General features: G+C 63.1%; 22 protein-coding genes. 15 read left to right on the forward strand and 7 right to left on the reverse strand.

The window, feature by feature from the left end; all coding sequences use genetic code 11:
- Positions 1 to 25: 25 nt before the first annotated feature.
- On the reverse strand, positions 26 to 943 hold the full coding sequence (locus MesoLj_RS07630; protein ID WP_202325615.1) for a polyprenyl synthetase family protein: 918 nt from the start codon (positions 941 to 943) through the stop codon (positions 26 to 28).
- A gap of 221 nt (positions 944 to 1,164) precedes the next feature.
- Here MesoLj_RS07630 and MesoLj_RS07635 point away from each other — a divergent pair, with 221 nt between their 5' ends.
- The 8 genes from MesoLj_RS07635 to MesoLj_RS07670 all read left to right on the forward strand — a co-directional run bounded on the left by MesoLj_RS07635 (position 1,165) and on the right by MesoLj_RS07670 (position 6,942).
- Positions 1,165 to 1,926, forward strand: a complete 762-nt coding sequence (locus MesoLj_RS07635) for a biosynthetic peptidoglycan transglycosylase (RefSeq protein WP_202325616.1) — start codon at positions 1,165 to 1,167, stop codon at positions 1,924 to 1,926.
- Positions 1,927 to 2,066: 140 nt separating this feature from the next.
- Positions 2,067 to 2,249: a 50S ribosomal protein L32 gene (gene rpmF, locus MesoLj_RS07640; protein WP_008834724.1), complete on the forward strand. Its 183-nt coding sequence runs from the start codon at positions 2,067 to 2,069 to the stop codon at positions 2,247 to 2,249.
- Positions 2,250 to 2,527: 278 nt separating this feature from the next.
- Complete coding sequence (locus tag MesoLj_RS07645) at positions 2,528 to 3,112, forward strand: Lrp/AsnC family transcriptional regulator (protein WP_202325617.1); 585 nt, start codon at positions 2,528 to 2,530, stop codon at positions 3,110 to 3,112.
- 2 nt (positions 3,113 to 3,114) lie between these two features.
- Entirely contained in the window at positions 3,115 to 3,972 is an 858-nt protein-coding gene (locus MesoLj_RS07650; RefSeq protein WP_202325618.1) for a transporter substrate-binding domain-containing protein, read from the forward strand.
- Positions 3,973 to 4,072: 100 nt separating this feature from the next.
- Complete coding sequence (locus tag MesoLj_RS07655) at positions 4,073 to 4,732, forward strand: amino acid ABC transporter permease (protein ID WP_140777004.1); 660 nt, start codon at positions 4,073 to 4,075, stop codon at positions 4,730 to 4,732.
- Complete coding sequence (locus MesoLj_RS07660; protein WP_140777002.1) at positions 4,729 to 5,403, forward strand: amino acid ABC transporter permease; 675 nt, start codon at positions 4,729 to 4,731, stop codon at positions 5,401 to 5,403. Before MesoLj_RS07655 ends, MesoLj_RS07660 begins: the two co-directional genes overlap by 4 nt.
- A 32-nt stretch (positions 5,404 to 5,435) precedes the next feature.
- Positions 5,436 to 6,386 (forward strand): agmatinase, encoded by a 951-nt coding sequence (locus MesoLj_RS07665; RefSeq protein WP_202325619.1) that lies wholly within the window; start codon positions 5,436 to 5,438, stop codon positions 6,384 to 6,386.
- Between the two features lie 154 nt (positions 6,387 to 6,540).
- Positions 6,541 to 6,942 (forward strand): hypothetical protein, encoded by a 402-nt coding sequence (locus MesoLj_RS07670; RefSeq protein ID WP_140776998.1) that lies wholly within the window; start codon positions 6,541 to 6,543, stop codon positions 6,940 to 6,942.
- 73 nt (positions 6,943 to 7,015) lie between these two features.
- Here the strand turns inward: MesoLj_RS07670 and MesoLj_RS07675 are convergent, their stop codons facing one another.
- The 3 genes from MesoLj_RS07675 to MesoLj_RS07685 form a co-directional block, all read right to left on the reverse strand.
- Entirely contained in the window at positions 7,016 to 7,447 is a 432-nt protein-coding gene (locus MesoLj_RS07675; RefSeq protein ID WP_172348204.1) for a GlcG/HbpS family heme-binding protein, read from the reverse strand.
- Between the two features lie 170 nt (positions 7,448 to 7,617).
- Positions 7,618 to 7,851: a hypothetical protein gene (locus MesoLj_RS07680; RefSeq protein WP_056576497.1), complete on the reverse strand. Its 234-nt coding sequence runs from the start codon at positions 7,849 to 7,851 to the stop codon at positions 7,618 to 7,620.
- A gap of 76 nt (positions 7,852 to 7,927) precedes the next feature.
- Entirely contained in the window at positions 7,928 to 8,449 is a 522-nt protein-coding gene (locus MesoLj_RS07685) for a winged helix-turn-helix transcriptional regulator (protein WP_202325620.1), read from the reverse strand.
- 165 nt (positions 8,450 to 8,614) lie between these two features.
- On the opposite strand from MesoLj_RS07685, the gene MesoLj_RS07690 reads away from it, so the two are divergent.
- From MesoLj_RS07690 to MesoLj_RS07705, 4 genes are all read left to right on the forward strand, one after another.
- The gene (locus MesoLj_RS07690; protein WP_244735520.1) at positions 8,615 to 9,385 is read left to right on the forward strand and encodes an alpha/beta fold hydrolase; all 771 of its coding nucleotides are present in this window, start codon (positions 8,615 to 8,617) and stop codon (positions 9,383 to 9,385) included.
- Positions 9,386 to 9,500: 115 nt separating this feature from the next.
- Positions 9,501 to 10,157 carry a glutathione S-transferase family protein gene (locus MesoLj_RS07695; RefSeq protein WP_202325621.1) on the forward strand — a complete coding sequence of 219 codons (657 nt, stop codon included), beginning with the start codon at positions 9,501 to 9,503 and terminating at the stop codon, positions 10,155 to 10,157.
- A 5-nt stretch (positions 10,158 to 10,162) separates the two neighbouring features.
- Complete coding sequence (locus tag MesoLj_RS07700) at positions 10,163 to 10,498, forward strand: ArsR/SmtB family transcription factor (RefSeq protein ID WP_202325622.1); 336 nt, start codon at positions 10,163 to 10,165, stop codon at positions 10,496 to 10,498.
- A gap of 11 nt (positions 10,499 to 10,509) precedes the next feature.
- Positions 10,510 to 10,974 (forward strand): SRPBCC family protein, encoded by a 465-nt coding sequence (locus MesoLj_RS07705; protein WP_202325623.1) that lies wholly within the window; start codon positions 10,510 to 10,512, stop codon positions 10,972 to 10,974.
- 36 nt (positions 10,975 to 11,010) lie between these two features.
- Here the strand turns inward: MesoLj_RS07705 and MesoLj_RS07710 are convergent, their stop codons facing one another.
- The 3 genes from MesoLj_RS07710 to MesoLj_RS07720 all read right to left on the reverse strand — a co-directional run bounded on the left by MesoLj_RS07710 (position 11,011) and on the right by MesoLj_RS07720 (position 12,837).
- Positions 11,011 to 11,274: an ArsR/SmtB family transcription factor gene (locus MesoLj_RS07710; RefSeq protein ID WP_027031521.1), complete on the reverse strand. Its 264-nt coding sequence runs from the start codon at positions 11,272 to 11,274 to the stop codon at positions 11,011 to 11,013.
- A gap of 31 nt (positions 11,275 to 11,305) precedes the next feature.
- A complete protein-coding gene (locus MesoLj_RS07715) occupies positions 11,306 to 12,553 on the reverse strand; it encodes an MFS transporter (protein WP_140776984.1) in 1,248 nt (415 codons plus the stop codon).
- A gap of 89 nt (positions 12,554 to 12,642) precedes the next feature.
- The gene (locus MesoLj_RS07720) at positions 12,643 to 12,837 is read right to left on the reverse strand and encodes a DUF1192 domain-containing protein (RefSeq protein WP_027047479.1); all 195 of its coding nucleotides are present in this window, start codon (positions 12,835 to 12,837) and stop codon (positions 12,643 to 12,645) included.
- A 122-nt stretch (positions 12,838 to 12,959) separates the two neighbouring features.
- Here MesoLj_RS07720 and MesoLj_RS07725 point away from each other — a divergent pair, with 122 nt between their 5' ends.
- From MesoLj_RS07725 to MesoLj_RS07735, 3 genes are all read left to right on the forward strand, one after another.
- Positions 12,960 to 13,970: an NAD(P)H-quinone oxidoreductase gene (locus tag MesoLj_RS07725; RefSeq protein ID WP_202325624.1), complete on the forward strand. Its 1,011-nt coding sequence runs from the start codon at positions 12,960 to 12,962 to the stop codon at positions 13,968 to 13,970.
- A gap of 300 nt (positions 13,971 to 14,270) precedes the next feature.
- Complete coding sequence (locus tag MesoLj_RS07730) at positions 14,271 to 14,411, forward strand: DUF1127 domain-containing protein (protein ID WP_064987068.1); 141 nt, start codon at positions 14,271 to 14,273, stop codon at positions 14,409 to 14,411.
- 352 nt (positions 14,412 to 14,763) lie between these two features.
- Positions 14,764 to 15,846 carry a helix-turn-helix transcriptional regulator gene (locus MesoLj_RS07735; RefSeq protein WP_202327209.1) on the forward strand — a complete coding sequence of 361 codons (1,083 nt, stop codon included), beginning with the start codon at positions 14,764 to 14,766 and terminating at the stop codon, positions 15,844 to 15,846.
- The last annotated feature ends 77 nt before the right edge of the window (positions 15,847 to 15,923 follow it).

A 15,923-nucleotide genomic window follows, 5' to 3' on the forward strand; every position in this document is an offset into this window, starting at 1 on the left:
GCCTGGACCTGACCAGGGCTGGATATCAGCTGTTGCGCGTCGCGACGAAGGTCGCGGCTTCCTTCAGCAGCGCCGCCTTGTCGCCATAGGGGTCGAGCAGCGCGTGCGCTTGGCCGACAAGGCCATGCAACTGGCTGCGCGCCCAGTTCACACCATGTAGCGCCACCAGGGTTGCCTTGCCGGCGGCGGCGTCCTTGCCGGTCGCCTTGCCCATCTGGCTGGCGTCGGCCGTCAAATCGAGCAGGTCGTCGGCAAGCTGGAAGGCGAGGCCGATCGCCGAGCCGAATTCGGCGAGCCGTTCGCGATCCTCAGCCGGCGCGCCGGCGATGATGGCACCCGCCTCGCAGGCGAAGCGGATCAGCGCGCCGGTTTTCATCGCCTGCAGCCGGATGATGCCGGCCTCGTCGGGCGCTGCCTGTTCGGCCTCGAGATCGAGTTTCTGGCCGCCGACCATGCCGCCGGCACCGGCGGCGCGGGCAAGCGCCAGCACCAGGGCGGCCCGCCGCTCGGCCGGCAACACGGTCGCCTCGCCGGCGATGATGTCGAAGGCCAGGGTCAGCAACGCGTCGCCGGCCAGGATGGCTGTCGCCTCGTCGAAGGCCCTGTGCACGGTCGGCTGGCCGCGGCGCAGATCATCGTCGTCCATCGCCGGCAGGTCGTCATGGATCAGCGAATAGCAGTGCACGCATTCGAGCGCCGCCGCGACGCGCAGCGCCGCTTCGCCATCGGCCGAAAACAGGGCGGCACTTTCCATGACCAGAAACGGCCGCAGGCGCTTGCCGCCGTTCAGCACGCCATGGCGCATCGCCGCCATCAGACGATCGGGCCGCGCGATCTCGCCCGAAAGCGGGCGATCATCGAGCAGCCGCCGCAGCAGCACCTCGATGGCGGCTGCCCGCCGGATAAGCGCCATTTCGAACGCCATTTCGTCGTCATTCGTCATGGCCGGGAGCGGTAGCCGACACTCAGACGTTGCGCAAGAAGGCAAGCGCCATTATGCCGGAGCGGTAAGAGCCCGTTGGAAACTCTCCTCCTGCGGTCATCTGAAGGCGTTTTCCGCGCTTCCGGTGCTTGCGTACTCGAATGTACGCTCCGCTTCGGGTCTCGAAAACACCCTCATATGATGCACAGGAGCGAGTTTCAAAACGATCTCTCTGGCACGGGTTGGGCGGCTTGGCGGAACCGATCGTCGATCATGAAACCGAAAAGCTGGACATGGCGACGAGATCGCGCGGCGTGAACCGCCGCAGTCTCAGGCGCTGGGTCCGGCGCGGCCTCATCGCGGCCGCCGTGCTGGCGCTGATCCCGGCAGTGCTGACCTTTCTTTACCTGCCGTCCTTCGTGCATCCGGTGTCGACGCTGATGCTGAAGGATCTGGCGACCTTCTCCGGCTATGACCGGCGCTGGGTGTCGATCGACGATGTCGCGCCGGTGCTGGCCCATTCCGTCATCATGTCGGAGGACGGTCAGTTCTGCTTCCACCGCGGCGTCGATCTCGGCGAACTCAGGGGGGTCGTCGACGATGCGCTGGCCGGCGAGGCGACGCGCGGCGCCTCGACCATCACCATGCAGACGGTGAAGAACCTGTTCCTGTGGTCGAGGCCGCTGGGCTCGGTGCGCAAGGTCGTCGAACTGCCGCTGGCCGTCTATTTCGACGCGGTGATGTCGAAACGGCGGATCATGGAGATCTACCTCAACATCGCCGAATGGGGCCCCGGCATCTACGGCATCGAGGCGGCGGCGCAGCATCATTTCGGCATTCCGGCAAAACAACTGTCCAGACGGCAGGCGGCGCTTCTGGCCGTCACGCTGCCCAATCCGATCGCCCGCAATCCGGCAAAACCCGGGCCGGGCTTGAGACGGCTCGCCAATCTGATCGAGCGCAGGGCTGGCCGCTCAGGCGCCTATGTCGGCTGTCTCGAATAGCCAGCTCAAAAAAATTCACTGTAGTGCTGGCCAAAACAGTGTCAGGCGTGTATAGGCACCCGACTTTCTCAGATTTAGGCCCCGACATGGCCCTTTCACGAGGGCGGGCGGGGCTTTTGACCATGTAGTGGAGCATATCCATGGCCGTTCCGAAACGCAAAACCTCTCCGTCCAAGCGCGGCATGCGCCGCTCGGCCGACGCCCTCAAGGCCCCGACCTATGTCGAGGACAAGAATTCCGGCGAAATGCGCCGCCCGCACCATATCGACCTGAAGACCGGCATGTATCGCGGTCGCCAGGTGCTGACCCCCAAGGAAAGCTGAAACCAGCTTTTTTGAAGGTTTGAGTTACAAAGGACCGGCCTCTGGCCGGTCTTTTTGCGTTTGGCGGAATTTTGACGACCGGAGCCGAAGGCTCGGGCCACTGCCCACTCCAGGACAACGACAAGCTCTTGAGGCTGCCTCCAACGGGGGCTGTTCCCATGCGCGTCGGATGCCCGCGCGCCGCGCGACCCTCCCTGGCTGACGTCCATCGACGCGACTTCCCTCAGCACCAAGCCCAGCTTCCAGATCTCATCCGACCATCGACAGGCCTTCCTTCGATGGTTTTCGGCATGGGTGGGATTGTTCTTGACGATTTCTTATGCAATTTTCAAAATAATAGTCGGAAATCGACACCAATGGGGAATTGCATGTGGGATTTCGTCAGCACGAGTGATCTCGACGACACCGAACAGGCGGTGCTTTCCCAACTCAAGGTCGACGGGCGGATGTCGAGCGTCGATATCGCCAAGCGCATCGGCGTCACCGAAGCGACGGTGCGGCGGAAAATGGCGCGCGTGCTCGAGGATCCGGATATCTGCATCCAGGCGGTCGTGCGCCCCCTGCGCAGCGATGTCGGCATCGCCGCCATTGTCGGGTTCGATGTCGATCGCGAGCACATCATCAGCGTCGCCCGGAAACTGTCGGAATATTCGTTCGTCGACAGCGTCTACGCCATGACCGGGCCGTTTGACATCATCATCCAACTCACTTTGCCATCAACGACCAGCTTGCATGACTTCCTGGTCAGCGAACTGGCGAACGTTCCCGGGATCAAGGATTCCGAGAGCTACATGATCGGCCGCGTGTTCAAGCACTCGGGCCGGGCCTACCAGCGCAGCAAAACCGAAGAAAAAAGAGGGTAACAATGGGTGAGTTCCTTTCCGCATCGCGCCGCCGCGTCCTGTCTCTGCTTGCCGCCGCGCCGCTCTTCCTGTCGTTAGCATCCGCCGCTCATGCTGACGGGCTTGTCGACCAGATCAAGCAGCGCGGCACCATCGTCGTCGGTACCGAGGCCGCCTTCGAGCCGTTCGAGTTCGTCCGCGACGGCCAGATCGTCGGCTACAACAAGGACATTCTCGACTATGTGGTGAGCCAGCTCGGCGTGAAGCTCGACCAGCTCAACCTGCCGTTCCAGGGGCTGCTGCCGGGCCTGCTGGCGAAGAAGTTCGATCTGATGGCCACCTCGACCGGCATCAATGCCGAGCGGGCGGCGAAATATGCCTATACGAGGCCGACGGGCTCGTTCGAGAACGTCATCGTGGTGCGCGCCGATGAGGAGCGCATCAAGAAGCCGGAAGACATCAGCGGCATGGTGGTGGCAACGCAGCTCGCCTCGTCCGTGCAGCCGATCATCGAAGCCTATGACAAGGAACTCAAGGACAAGGGAGGCAAGGGTGTCGGCGAACTGAAGCTGTTCACCTCCTTCCCCGAGACCCATGTCGCTCTCGCTTCCGGCCAGGTCGATGCGATTGTCATTGCCTCGCCTTCGGCGGCGGTGCTGATGAAGAACGTCCCCGACACCTACAAGGTCGTCGGCTCGATCGGCGAATTCTCCTACCTGTCCTGGGTCGTGCGGCCGGAGGACAAGGACCTGCGCGAATTCATCAACACCAAGATCGGCGAGCTGAAGGACAGCGGCAAGCTGAAGGAGCTGCAGCTGAAATGGTTCGGCTTCGAGATGAAGACGCCAGACCAGGGCTATCTGCCGCCCGGCGCACTCTGAATCGTTTCCCCTGAACTTGTCTGGCGTGGCGCAGGCGATGCGCTGCCGCGGCTATCGCCCGCGCCGACGCCGGACGGTGCTTCTCCGTTCGAGCTGAAAAATGTTCCATTTTTCAAAAACGCTGACCTTCCTGCCGCAATTCCTGACCGGCGCCGGCATCACGCTCGGCGTCTCAGCGCTGGGGTTCCTGGCCGGTACGCTGATCGGCTTCGGCCTGCTGGCCTGCGGCCGGTCGCGCTGGCGCCTGGTTCGCTGGATCGGCGCGCTCTACACCAGCTTCATCCGCGGCACGCCGCTGATCGTGCAGATCTTCGTCGTCTATTACGTGCTGCCGGGGCTCGTCGGCATCGATCTGCCGCCGCTCCTGGCGGGCGTGCTGGCGCTCAGCTTCAACAGCGCGGCCTTCGTCGCCGAGATCCTGCGCGCCGGGCTGACGCGCATTCCCTCCGGCCAGTATGAAGCGGCCAAGGCGCTCGGACTGAAACCCGTGGTGACCTGGTTCAAGATCATCATGCCGCAGCTGTTCAGGGCCATCATCCCGCCGATGGTCAACGAGTTCACCATGCTGGTGAAGGCCTCGTCCATCCTGTCGGTGATCGCCGTGGTCGAGCTGACCCGCACCTCGCAGAACATCATGAACGTTACCTACCGGCCGGTCGAGGCCTTCTGCATCGCGGCGGTGCTGTATTTCATCGTGCTGTTTTCCTGCAGCCTCTTGACCCGGCATCTGGAGCGCAAGGCGGAAGGCGCGCGCGCATGACGTTCGATTTCGCCGTCATCGCGGACAACTGGCAGATCCTGGCCAAGGGCTTTGGCAATACAGTGCTGATGTGCGCCGTGTCACTGCCATTCGGCTTCGCACTCGGCATCTTGCTGGCGCTGGTGAGGCTGAGGGGCGGACGGCTGCCGGCGGCAATCGTGTCGGCCTATGTCGAGATCTTCCGCAACATCCCGTTCCTGATCCAGATTTTCCTCTTGTTCTACGCCTTGCCGATGTTTGGCATCCGGCTCTCGCCGGTGGTGGTTTCGATCGGTGCGCTGTCGGCCTATGCCAGCGCCTATTCCGCCGAGATCATCAGAGGCGCGATCCAGTCCATCTCGTATGGCCAGGTCGAGGCCGGCTATGCGCTGGGCCTGCGCTACCTCACCATCTTCCGCAAGATCCTGGTGCCGCAGGTGCTCGGCTACATCCTGCCGGCGGCCACCAACCTCACCATCACATTGATCAAGGAATCGGCGATCCTGTCGGCGATCACCGTGCCAGAACTCACCTACATGGCCCAGAACATCATTGGCCGCACCTTCTCGCCGGTGGAGATCTTCACCGCCATCGCATTGCTGTACTGGGGGCTGACCGCCCTTGTCGCGGCAATCTCGCGCAGCCTGGAGCACAGGCTGCAGCCCCATCTCGCAGCCCGCCGTGGCGCCTGATCCAAAAAGCCTATCAACACAGAGGAGACCCCATGTCCAAACTCACCACCGCGCCGCGCGATGTCTTCCAGACATTCCTGAACTTCCCGCTCGAGGATATCGACACGCTGAAGGCCGATGTCGCCATCATCGGCATGCCCTATGGCGATCCCTACACGATCGACGAACTGATCAACGACCAGACCAACGCGCCGACGGCGGTGCGGCGCGCCTCGCAGCGGATCAGCCAGGCGCTCGACCGCTATGATTTCGATATTGGCGGGCCGGTCTTCGCCGGCCAGGACATCAAGGTGGTCGATGTCGGCGACGTGCCGGGCAATGCCGCCGATCATGTCGGGCACTACGGCAGAGCCGAGGCGGCGATCCGCAAGATCCTCGCCGCCGGCGCACTGCCGATCACCATCGGCGGCGACCACGGTATTCCGATCCCGATCTTCCGGGCGCTCGATGGCGAAGGCCCGATCACGCTGGTGCAGCTCGACGCCCATCTTGACTGGCGCGACAATGTCAACGGCGTCAAGGAAGGCTATTCCAGCACCATCCGGCGGGCCTCGGAGATGGCGCATATCAAGGATATCTTCCAGGTCGGCATTCGTGGCCAGGGCAGTGCGCGCACCGAGGAGGTGGAGGCGGCCCGCGCCTACGGCGCCAACATCATCACCACCAACGAATGGCAGGATATCGGCACCGCCGCGCTGCTCAAGCGCATTCCGGATGGCGGCCGCTATTATCTTACCATCGACGCCGACGGACTTGACCCTGCGGTCATGCCGGCGGTGGAGGGCCCGCAGCCGGGCGGCATCAGCTACCGACAGACGATCGACCTGATCAAGGGGCTGGTCGGCAAGGGTCGTCTCGTCGGCATGGATATCGTCGAGATCGCGCCGGCGCGCGATGTCAACGAGATCACCTCGATGACGGCCGGCCATATCATCCTCAACGTCATCGGTGCCGCCGTGCGTGCCGGCTACTTCAAGCGCTGAGCCTTTTATCTCTCGTTTGCTCCATGTCAGCCGGGCAGCCGGCTGACATGGTTGTTGCATCCGGTCTTCGACCGTGTTTGCGGCTGCGCACGAAAAATCTTGACGGCGTGCCTGTGGGGCATTCTACAGAAGGTGCCCCCTATGGAGACGCCAGATGTTCGGTGCCGTCCCGCTTTTGATCGTGCCTTTCATTCTCTACAATCTCGGCCTGCTGGGTATATTCGGCGGCGGCGACGATCCATGGGCGAGCGAGCTCTTTTCGTTCCGCATGATGTCGGGCGGGGTTTTCTCGATGACGCTTGGCGACCTGATGGTGCTGCTCGGGCTGATCTTCCTGTTCCTCGAAATGGTGAAGGCGGCGCGCACGACCGGCGCTTCGATCATGGACCATCTTCTGTCGACGCTGGTCTTCGTCGCCTTCCTGGTCGAGTTCCTGCTGGTCAAGGGCGCGGCGCATTCCATCTTCTTCACGCTGATGATCATCGCGCTGTTCGATGTGCTGGCCGGGTTCGCGGTGTCGATGCGGTCGGCAAGCCGGGACATCAACCTGAACTAGGTCCTTCCGCGCGGAAGCTTTGGCGGGCGCTTGTGCCGACCGTTGGCGGAAACGTCCGTCAGGTCCCCGGCCCTCAGCCTGGGTCGGCGGTAAAGCCGGCGGCCTCGATGCCGGCGATGGCCGCTGCCTCGTCATTGTCCGAGGTGTCGCCGGAAATGCCGACGGCGCCGATGATGGTGCCCGCCTTGTCGCGGATCAGCACGCCGCCGACCACAGGCAGTACGCGTCCGCCAGACACATCGGAAATGCCGGCGACCAGATGGGGGCGTTCCTTGGCGAAGGCCTCGACCTTGCGCGAGCCCATGCCTATGGCCAGTGCGCCATAGGCTTTGCCCGCCGACATTTGCGGGCGCAGGAACGAGGCGCCGTCCTGGCGCTGGAAGGCGACCAGATGGCCGCCGGCGTCGAGCACCGAGACACCCAGCGGCTTGAGCTTGAGATCGGCACCCTTGGCGAAGGCGGCATCGATGATTTGACGGGCTTTTTCGAGCGGCAGTGCGGTCACGGCAATCTCCTGTTTGAAAAGGGCAATGATCGGCGACCGGCCGCACGAAGCAATCCCGGTTTCGCTTGAAATTGCTTCTTGCGAAGCGATGGAATGAAGGCCGGGGCTGTCTGGATGGTGCCGTCGAGCTGATGTATCCGAGCAGTGTCGGTTCGCTGGAGAGCGGCGCGCTATTTCTTCTTGGCGCGCGCAGGCTTCTTGGCAGGAACTGCCGGCGCGTTGGCGAGGTCTTCGGCTTCCTTGGCGAGCCGCAGCGCCCGCAGCTTGTCGGTCTTGGCTTTGCGGGCATCACTCTCCGCGGCGTATTCCGCCATCGCTTTCTGGCGGACGGTTGCTGCCTCTTCCTGCTTCTTGAAGCGCAGATCGGCGCGCGCGCGGGCGGCATCCCGAGAGTTCTCAACCAAGACCTTATCCAATCCCGTGAATTGTGGTTTCCGCTTCTTCTAGCAGAGCCGGCCTCTTAGCGGGGAAAATAGTTGGTCACGCGGCCGGGCTGGTGCCGAGAGCCTTGCCTGCGACCACGGCTTCATAGGCAGCCTGCAGGGTCGCGCGGACAGAAGGGCCAGACGCTTTGTCGAGCGGCGTGCCGAGATGCTCATGGCGCAACTCGTCCATGAATTTCTCCCACAATGGCGGTCCGCCCTTTTCCAGGAGCTCGGCGCGGATCGAGAGCTCCTCGCTGGTCGGCAGCCAGACCCGGCCCCAGGCGCCAAGATGGGCCAGGATCGGCACCAGCGTGATGGCCATCTCGGTCAGGCTGTAGATCGCCTTCTGTTTGTGCGAGGGGTCGTCGGCCTTGGTCAGCATGCCGAGCTCCATTAGCCGCTTCAACCGGTCTGCGAGGATGTTTGAGGCAATGCCTTCCATCGATCCGTTGAGCAGCTCGCGAAAATGACGCCTGCCGCCGAAAATCATGTCACGCAGGATGATCAGGCTCCAGCGGTCGCCGAACACTTCCAGCGACAGGTTGATCGGGCAGCCGGACCGGCGATCGAGGCTCATTCGATTCTCTCCATAAAACCAGTTGCATTATCTTATCAGTTTTATTATGGTGCAACTGATTGCAAAGCGCAATCAGTTTGGAGGTCTGCTTGGACGACGATCGACCGTCCCGTGATCCTGCCCGAAACCTTCGGCGACCCGGAAAATCCTCCGCTGCTGCTGATCATGGGCGCGATGGCTTCGATGCTGTGGTGGCCGGTGGCATTTTGCCGGGAGTTGGCGGATGCCGGGTTGTACGTGATCCGCTACGACAATCGCGATACCGGCCGCTCGACCAAATATCCGCCTGGCGAGCCGCCCTACACATTCGACGACATGGCGGACGATGCAATTGGTGTGCTCGACAGTCATGGCATCGGCAAGGCCCATGTCGCCGGCATGTCGATGGGCGGCATGATCGCGCAACTCGTGACGCTCAGGCACCCCTCCCGTGTTGCATCGCTGACCGTGATCAGCAGCTCGCCGATGGGGATGGACACCTCGCATCTGCCAAGGATGAGCGATGCCTATATCGAGCATTCGGCCGAGGGCGCCGACCTCGACTGGACGGACCGCCGCCAGGTGATCGACTTCATGGTCAGGGATACCAGGGCGATCGCCAGCATCGCCCATCCATTCGACGAGGCCGGGATGAGAGCCTTCATCGAACAGGATTACGACCGATCCGGCGGGTTCCTGAGCGCGACCAATCATTTCTCGCTCAAGGGCGGCTCCAAGTGGAAGGGCCGCCTGCACGAGATGCAAGCCCCGCTGCTGGTCATCCATGGCACCGCCGATCCCATTTTTCCGGTCGAACATGGCGAGGCGCTGGCCCGGGCGGTCGCCGGTGCGAAGTTCCTTCGCGTCGACGGCGGCGGCCATGAACTGCATCCTCAGGACTGGCCGGCGATATCAGCCGCCATCATCATGCATATCAGGTCCAACCGGCGGACCTGATATGTCGGCCTTGACGGGCAACGCTCGGCACAATAGTGAAGTAAATGCTTCAGTGTTGGCTTGACGGGACATCCGGTTCCCGCCCGCCGACGAACCAGAAACAGGCGAGCAAAGAATGTCCGTGACGCTGCATTTCCATCCTCTGGCCTCCTTCTGCTGGAAGCCGCTGATCGCGCTTTACGAGAACGGCACCGCCTTCAACCCGGTCATCGTGGATCTCGGCGACGAGCAATCGCGCGCCGCCTTCCTCAAGATATCACCGACCGGCAAGATGCCGGCGCTGCGCGACGATGCGCGCGACCGCACGGTGCTGGAATCGACCATCGTCGTCGAATATCTGGCTGCGCATTATCCGGGGCCGGTCGAACTCGTTCCCGCCGACGTCGACCTGGCGCTGGCCGTCCGCCAGGCTGACCGCTTCTATGATTTCTATGTGCAGGAGCCGATGCAGAAGATCGTCGGCGACCGGTTGCGTCCGCAGGACAAGACCGATCCGTTTGGTGTCGAGCAGGCGCGCGGCCAGCTGCGTACCTCCTACGCCATCATCGAACAGGAGATGCAGTCGCGGAGCTGGGCGGTGGGCGATGCCTTCAGCCTGGCCGATTGCGCGGCATCGCCGGCACTCTTCTATGCCAACAAGGTCGAGCCGTTCGGCGACAAATATCCGGCCGTGAAGCGCTATCACGACCGGCTGCTGCAGCGCCCTGCCTTCGCCAGGGTGATCGAGGAGGCGCAGCCCTACTTCAAGTTCTTCCCCTATAATAACGGCTGACCGGGATGCTGCACGATCCCGCCCAGCTCGACCTGATGTTCCAGGCGCTTGCCGATCCGGCGCGACGGCAGATGGTCGACCGGCTGTCGCGTGGCCCCGCCTCGGTCAGCCAACTGGCCGAGCCGCTGGCAATGTCGCTGTCGGCCGTCGTCCAGCATCTCAACGTGCTGGAGGCGAGCGGCCTGGTGCGCTCGGAAAAACTGGGGCGCGTGCGCACCTGCCAGATCGAGCCGAAGGCGTTGAGAGCGGCCGAGCACTGGATCAACGAGCGACGCCACGCCTGGGAGCGCCGGCTGGACCGGCTCGGCGATTTTCTCGCCGAGACCAGTGACGAAACATGAAGGAGGCTTCAGTGAGCCAACGATCCGTCGTCCATTCCACCTTTGTCGTCGAGCGCTTCTATCCGGCGGCACCTGCAAGAGTCTTCTTCGCGCTCAGCGATCCTGATGCCAAGCGGCGATGGTTCGTCGATCCCCACGACCCGATGCCCAGCCGGCACGAAATGGACTTCCGCGTCGGCGGCAGGGAGACCAATGCCGGCTGCCCGAGCGACGGGCAGATGCATTTCTTCAACGCGGTCTACCAGGACATCGTGCCGGACAGCCGCATCGTCTACAGCTATGAGCTGCTGTTCGGCGAAACCCGCGTCTCGGTGTCACTGGCGACGATCGAGATCATGGCGGAAAACGGTGGCACGCGGCTTGTGATGACGGAGCAGGGGGCCTTCCTCGATGGCCACGACACGCCGGCCACGCGTGAGCATGGAACGGGCGAACTGCTCGACGCGCTTGGCGCCTTCCTGCATGTACAGACCTGATCATCGAGGCGCTGTCGAAGGTTGAGGGCGCCTGGATCAGGCCTCCCAGAATTGATCAAGCCAGATGTTGAGTTTCAGGAAGCCGGCGTTGCTTACCGTATAGACACGCCGCGTGCCTTCGGCCTTGGCATTGACCAGTCCGGCGTCGAGCAAAACTTTCAGGTGCTGTGAAACGGCTGGGCGTGACACTGGCAACCCGGCCGCCAATTCGTTGACGGTCTTCGGACCGCGTCGAAGTTCTTCCAGAAGATGGCGCCGATTGGGGTCGGCGATCGCCATGAAGGCGTCGGAAAACATCATGCCTCATTTGTGAGGCAAAGTTTTTCAAATCTCAACTGTCTGTTTCTTCTTTTCTTCTTGGATCAAGCCGCAATGCTTCCGGCGTCACCGAGCGGTCGGCCGGTTGCGTCTTGAAGGCGTCGCGATCTCCGATCGGCACCGGAGCGCGGCGGCTGATGCGCAGCAGCGTGTAGCCAGCCAGCGACAGATGCGCGAAGGCGGTCGCCAGGAACAGGCCTTCCGGGCGCATCCAGCCCATCAGCGCCGCCGCCAGCAAAGGGCCGATCATGGTGCCAAAGCCGTAAAGCAGCAGCAATCCGCCCGATACCTTGACGAAATCCTCGGCACGGGCGTGGTCGTTGGCGTGCGCCACGGCGATCGAATAGAGCGTGTAGGCGAAAGCACCATAGGCAGCGGTGAAGACGATGACGAAGATGCCGGAGCGCGGTTCGAACAGGAAGATCATGAGCGCGAACAGCGCCGCGCCGAAAGCGGCACCGGCCAGCACGAAACGCCGGTCGGTCTTGTCGGACAGGCGCCCGGCCGGCAGTTGCATGGCGGCGCCGGCGACGACCACAAGGCTCATCATCAAGGCGATCTCGGCGGTGGAAATACCAATGCGGGCACCGTAGACAGCACCAAGCGTTCCCCAGGCGCCGTTGGCGATGCCGATCAGCAGGCAGGCGATCGCCGACACCGGCGAGTTGGCGTAGAGCCCCTTGACGTCGAGTTTGACGTCCTGCAGCGGTTTGGGGTGCGAGGCCGTCGAAACCGCGGTCGGGATCAGCGACAGGCAGAACAGGATGCCGGTGATCATGAACAGCGATGCCGATTTCACATCGCCGCCAGCGACGATCATCTGGCCCCCCATGATCGAGGCATAGGTGACCATCATATAGAGGCCGAAGACGGTGCCGCGGTTCTCGTTTGTGGCCTTCTCGTTCAGCCAGCTTTCGATGACCATGAAGGCGCCGGCCATGGTGAAGCCGGTGAAGGCGCGCAGCAGGATCCAGACATATTCGTCGATGACCAGGCCGGTGAGCAGCGCCACGATGGCACCGGATGCGGCGAAAGCGCCGAAAGCGCGCACATGTCCGGCGCGGCGCACGATGCGCGGTGCAAAAAAGCAGCCGGTGACGAAGCCGCCGGCCCAGGCCGTGCCCATCAGGCCAAGCGAGGCTGTCGAAAACCCTTCCACCTGGCCGCGCAAGGGCAACAGCAGCCCATGCAGGCCCGATGCCGCCAGCAGGAAGGCAGTGCCGCGAAGCAGGGAGAGGATCGGCCTGTAGGATGCGAGCATTTTCTGATCCGGCTGGACTCTGGGAGGGACGCAAGGTCTGAAGACAGGCGCATTCGGGCTTTTCGGCGGCGGGCCGTTGCGCCCGTCGCCTATCCGCGGCGGAACAGCGCCTCGGCGGCCGATTTGGTGTTGTCCTTGGCCTTGAGTTCGGCCTCCAGCCGGGCGATTTCGTCGCGCAGGATGCCGATGCGCTCCGACAACTCGCCAACGGAGAGCAGCGACAGGTCCTGCCCGATCTCGTGCGGACGTGCCTTCTTCTTGGGTTCGTCGTCGAAGATCGCCATGGTTGCTCCTCCTCCGCCAGACCAGATTGGCCATTTGCCTGATTTGGCAATGAGCATACATAGGGCAAGGGCGTCGATGCAAACAGCCGGTAAGAACGCGGCGAGGAAAGACGGGAAAGTTCATGGCGAGCGGACAGAAAATTCCGGCAAGGATGACAGCGATCGCGATCTCGGAGCCGGGCGGCCCACGGGTGCTGAAACCGGAAACCCGCGACGTGCCCCAGCCTGGTCCCGGCGAGATCCTGATCAAGGTGCATGCCGCCGGCGTCAACCGGCCCGACGTACAGCAGCGCAAGGGGGCCTATCCGCCACCGCCCGGCGCATCGGACCTGCCGGGCCTCGAGGTCTCGGGGGAAGTGGCCGCGCTTGGCGACGAGGTGTCGCGCTGGCGCATCGGCGAACGGGTCTGCGCGCTCACCCCCGGCGGCGGTTATGCCGAATATGTCAAGGTTCATACCGGCAGCGTGTTGCCGCTGCCCGCGGGCTTCACCCATACGGAAGCGGCGGCGGTGCCGGAAAACTATTTCACGGTCTGGCACAATGTCTTCGAACGCGGCGGCTTGAAGAAAGGCGAGACGCTGCTAGTGCATGGCGGCTCGTCCGGCATCGGCACGACGGCGATCCAGCTTGCATCGGCTTTCGGCGCCTATGTCATCACCACCGCCGGATCCAAGGAGAAATGTGATGCCTGCCTGAAGCTCGGCGCTGACCGGGCGATCAACTATCGCGAGGAGGACTTCGTCAAGGCGGTCAAGGAGGCGACGGGCGGCAAGGGCGCCAATGTCATCCTCGACATGGTCGGTGGCGACTATGTCCAGCGCAACTACGAGGCCGCCGCCGTCGAGGGCCGGATCGTCCAGATCGCGGTGCAGGCGGGCGCTGTCGCCAGTGCCGACTTTTCCAAGATCATGGTCAAGCGGCTGACCCATACGGGTTCGACACTGCGGCCGCGCACTGTCGAGTTCAAGGCGGCGATCGCGGCTGCGCTGGAAGCGCAGGTCTGGCCGCTGCTCGGCACGCGCAAGGTCGCGCCGGTCATGGACATGATCTACCCGCTCACGGATGCCTGGCGCGCGCATGAGCGGATGGAGGAGGGCGAACATATCGGCAAGATCGTGCTCGACGTCGGCTAGGACGTATCGATATTCAGGTGAGGCCGGCCTGCAAATGATGGCTTCCTGCGCTTCCGGTGCTCACGTACCTGAGTACGCTCCGCTCCGGTTCTCGGAAACCATCATTTTCGACGCGGCCTGACCTGAATCTCGACACGTCCTGGGCCAGCGCCCTTCGTCCCACTGCCTACGAGATGAACAGAAGCTTAATGGTGCAATGCAGCATTTGCATCATTGCTATGCAAAATCGGCCGTTCAAGTCCTCGTCGATGATCACTATCTGTGCAGCATCAAAACGAACACCCCATCAGGAGGACCATCATGAACCCGATCCGCGCTTTCCGTAACTGGCGCATGTACAACGAGACCGTGCGCGAACTGAACCGTCTCAACGCGCGTCAGCTCAGCGATCTCGGCATCAACCGCGCCGACATCGAACGGATCGCCCGCCAGGCGATCTGATTTCAAGCACGACCCGGCCGCAAGGCCGTGCTCGTGCCGAGAAGCAGAGCCGTCGCAGACGCTTCCCGTCTCCGGTTCCGAACCCGCTGGACCCAGTCCAGCGGGTTTTGTCTTTTGGGGATCCGGGTGATTGGCTTGCCGGTTCCAGGAGCGCGCGCGTCGCGTGGCTTCCTCCGGCTTGCGCAAGCGGCAGGAGGCAGTTCAATGGTGCTCAAGCTGACCGCTCTTCGGCATTTTGCTTATTGACCGCGATTGCCGCCGTGGCATGTTTGACCTCGGGGGAAGATCGGTCGGCCTGAAGCGTTGATTGTTCGGGTCTGGCAAGTTGCTTGCCCGGAAAGGCTTCTTGCCCATGCTCGACGACCTGACGAACAGGATCTACGAGGCGGCCTTCGTGCCCGACCTCTGGCCGGATGTGCTGGAGGATATCGATTCCGTATCCGGCTCCGTGGGTGGGGCCGTGTTTCTGTTCGGCGACGACCAGCCCGCGCGCGGCAAGACGATCGCGTTCCTGCAGGATCTGCAAGGCGAATTGCTGGCGAGCGACACGCTGCAGTTCTCGGCGGCGGTTTCGCGCATGTGCGCGCTGCAGCCGGCAAGCTTCGTCGACGTTGAGGCTTTCCTCACGCCCGACGAGATCGAGAACGATCCGGTCCGAAAACGGCTTCGCGCCATGGGTATCGGCGCGCATGCCTGCACCGCGATACCGATGCCCAGCGGCGAGATGGCTATCTTCGTTTTCCAACGACGGCTCGGCGAAGGCGACTACGACCAAAAGAGCCTGGACGTGCTCGACAGTCTCCGGCCAGCCATGGCGCGTGCCGGCCTGATAGCGGGGCGGCTCGGCCTTGAACGCGCCGAAGGAACGGTTGCCGCCATGACGGCGATGGGCCTGCCGGCGGCTGTCCTGTCGCTGAAAGGGCGGGTGATGCTCGCCAATACGCTGTTCGACGGCCTGTCCTCCCTGTTCCTGCCCACCGCCTTTGGCGGCTTGGCCATTGCCGATCCCGAGGCCAACCGGCTGTTCCAGCAAGCTGTCGTCGCCGCGCGCAACGACATGGAGCCGACAGTCCGCTCCATACCGGTGCAAGGCGTGGAGGGCCGGCGGCCCATGGTTCTGCACATGTTGCCGTTGCGCCGTTCGGCGCATGAGATCTTTTCGGGCGCCGATATTCTGGTGGCGGCGACGGCGCTCAGCGCCAGCTCGCTTGTGCCTTCGCCGACACTGCTTGCCGGATTGTTCGATCTGACGCCGGCCGAAGCACGGCTGGCCACGGCGCTGTCGCAAGGCCATGCGCTCAAGGCCGCCGCAGTCGGTTCCAACATCACGGAAAAAACCGCCCGGACCTACTTGGAGCGAATATTCGCCAAGACCGGGACACGCCAGCAAAGCCAGCTCGTGGCGCTGCTCAAAAGCGCCGGACCCTTTGGTTGAGGTCGCCGGCGGTTGGCAGTGAATGCGCTTGCTGGTTCCCCAACGTATTGAGGCCGCCGCGCCTCCAAAAACATTGC

Origin of the sequence: Mesorhizobium sp. 113-3-9, assembly GCF_016756515.1 — a bacterium.
GTDB lineage: Bacteria > Pseudomonadota > Alphaproteobacteria > Rhizobiales > Rhizobiaceae > Mesorhizobium.

Bases quoted from the DNA above. Each gene is read 5' to 3' on its own strand.
- MesoLj_RS07630 (WP_202325615.1), bottom strand. From the start codon at position 943: ATGACGAATGACGACGAAATGGCGTTCGAAATGGCGCTTATCCGGCGG.
- rpmF (WP_008834724.1), top strand. From the start codon at position 2,067: ATGGCCGTTCCGAAACGCAAAACCTCTCCGTCCAAGCGCGGCATGCGC.
- MesoLj_RS07645 (WP_202325617.1), top strand. From the start codon at position 2,528: ATGGTTTTCGGCATGGGTGGGATTGTTCTTGACGATTTCTTATGCAAT.
- MesoLj_RS07650 (WP_202325618.1), top strand. From the start codon at position 3,115: ATGGGTGAGTTCCTTTCCGCATCGCGCCGCCGCGTCCTGTCTCTGCTT.
- MesoLj_RS07655 (WP_140777004.1), top strand. From the start codon at position 4,073: ATGTTCCATTTTTCAAAAACGCTGACCTTCCTGCCGCAATTCCTGACC.
- MesoLj_RS07660 (WP_140777002.1), top strand. From the start codon at position 4,729: ATGACGTTCGATTTCGCCGTCATCGCGGACAACTGGCAGATCCTGGCC.
- MesoLj_RS07665 (WP_202325619.1), top strand. From the start codon at position 5,436: ATGTCCAAACTCACCACCGCGCCGCGCGATGTCTTCCAGACATTCCTG.
- MesoLj_RS07670 (WP_140776998.1), top strand. From the start codon at position 6,541: ATGTTCGGTGCCGTCCCGCTTTTGATCGTGCCTTTCATTCTCTACAAT.
- MesoLj_RS07685 (WP_202325620.1), bottom strand. From the start codon at position 8,449: ATGAGCCTCGATCGCCGGTCCGGCTGCCCGATCAACCTGTCGCTGGAA.
- MesoLj_RS07690 (WP_244735520.1), top strand. From the start codon at position 8,615: ATGGGCGCGATGGCTTCGATGCTGTGGTGGCCGGTGGCATTTTGCCGG.
- MesoLj_RS07695 (WP_202325621.1), top strand. From the start codon at position 9,501: ATGTCCGTGACGCTGCATTTCCATCCTCTGGCCTCCTTCTGCTGGAAG.
- MesoLj_RS07700 (WP_202325622.1), top strand. From the start codon at position 10,163: ATGCTGCACGATCCCGCCCAGCTCGACCTGATGTTCCAGGCGCTTGCC.
- MesoLj_RS07710 (WP_027031521.1), bottom strand. From the start codon at position 11,274: ATGATGTTTTCCGACGCCTTCATGGCGATCGCCGACCCCAATCGGCGC.
- MesoLj_RS07715 (WP_140776984.1), bottom strand. From the start codon at position 12,553: ATGCTCGCATCCTACAGGCCGATCCTCTCCCTGCTTCGCGGCACTGCC.
- MesoLj_RS07720 (WP_027047479.1), bottom strand. From the start codon at position 12,837: ATGGCGATCTTCGACGACGAACCCAAGAAGAAGGCACGTCCGCACGAG.
- MesoLj_RS07725 (WP_202325624.1), top strand. From the start codon at position 12,960: ATGGCGAGCGGACAGAAAATTCCGGCAAGGATGACAGCGATCGCGATC.
- MesoLj_RS07730 (WP_064987068.1), top strand. From the start codon at position 14,271: ATGAACCCGATCCGCGCTTTCCGTAACTGGCGCATGTACAACGAGACC.
- MesoLj_RS07735 (WP_202327209.1), top strand. From the start codon at position 14,764: ATGCTCGACGACCTGACGAACAGGATCTACGAGGCGGCCTTCGTGCCC.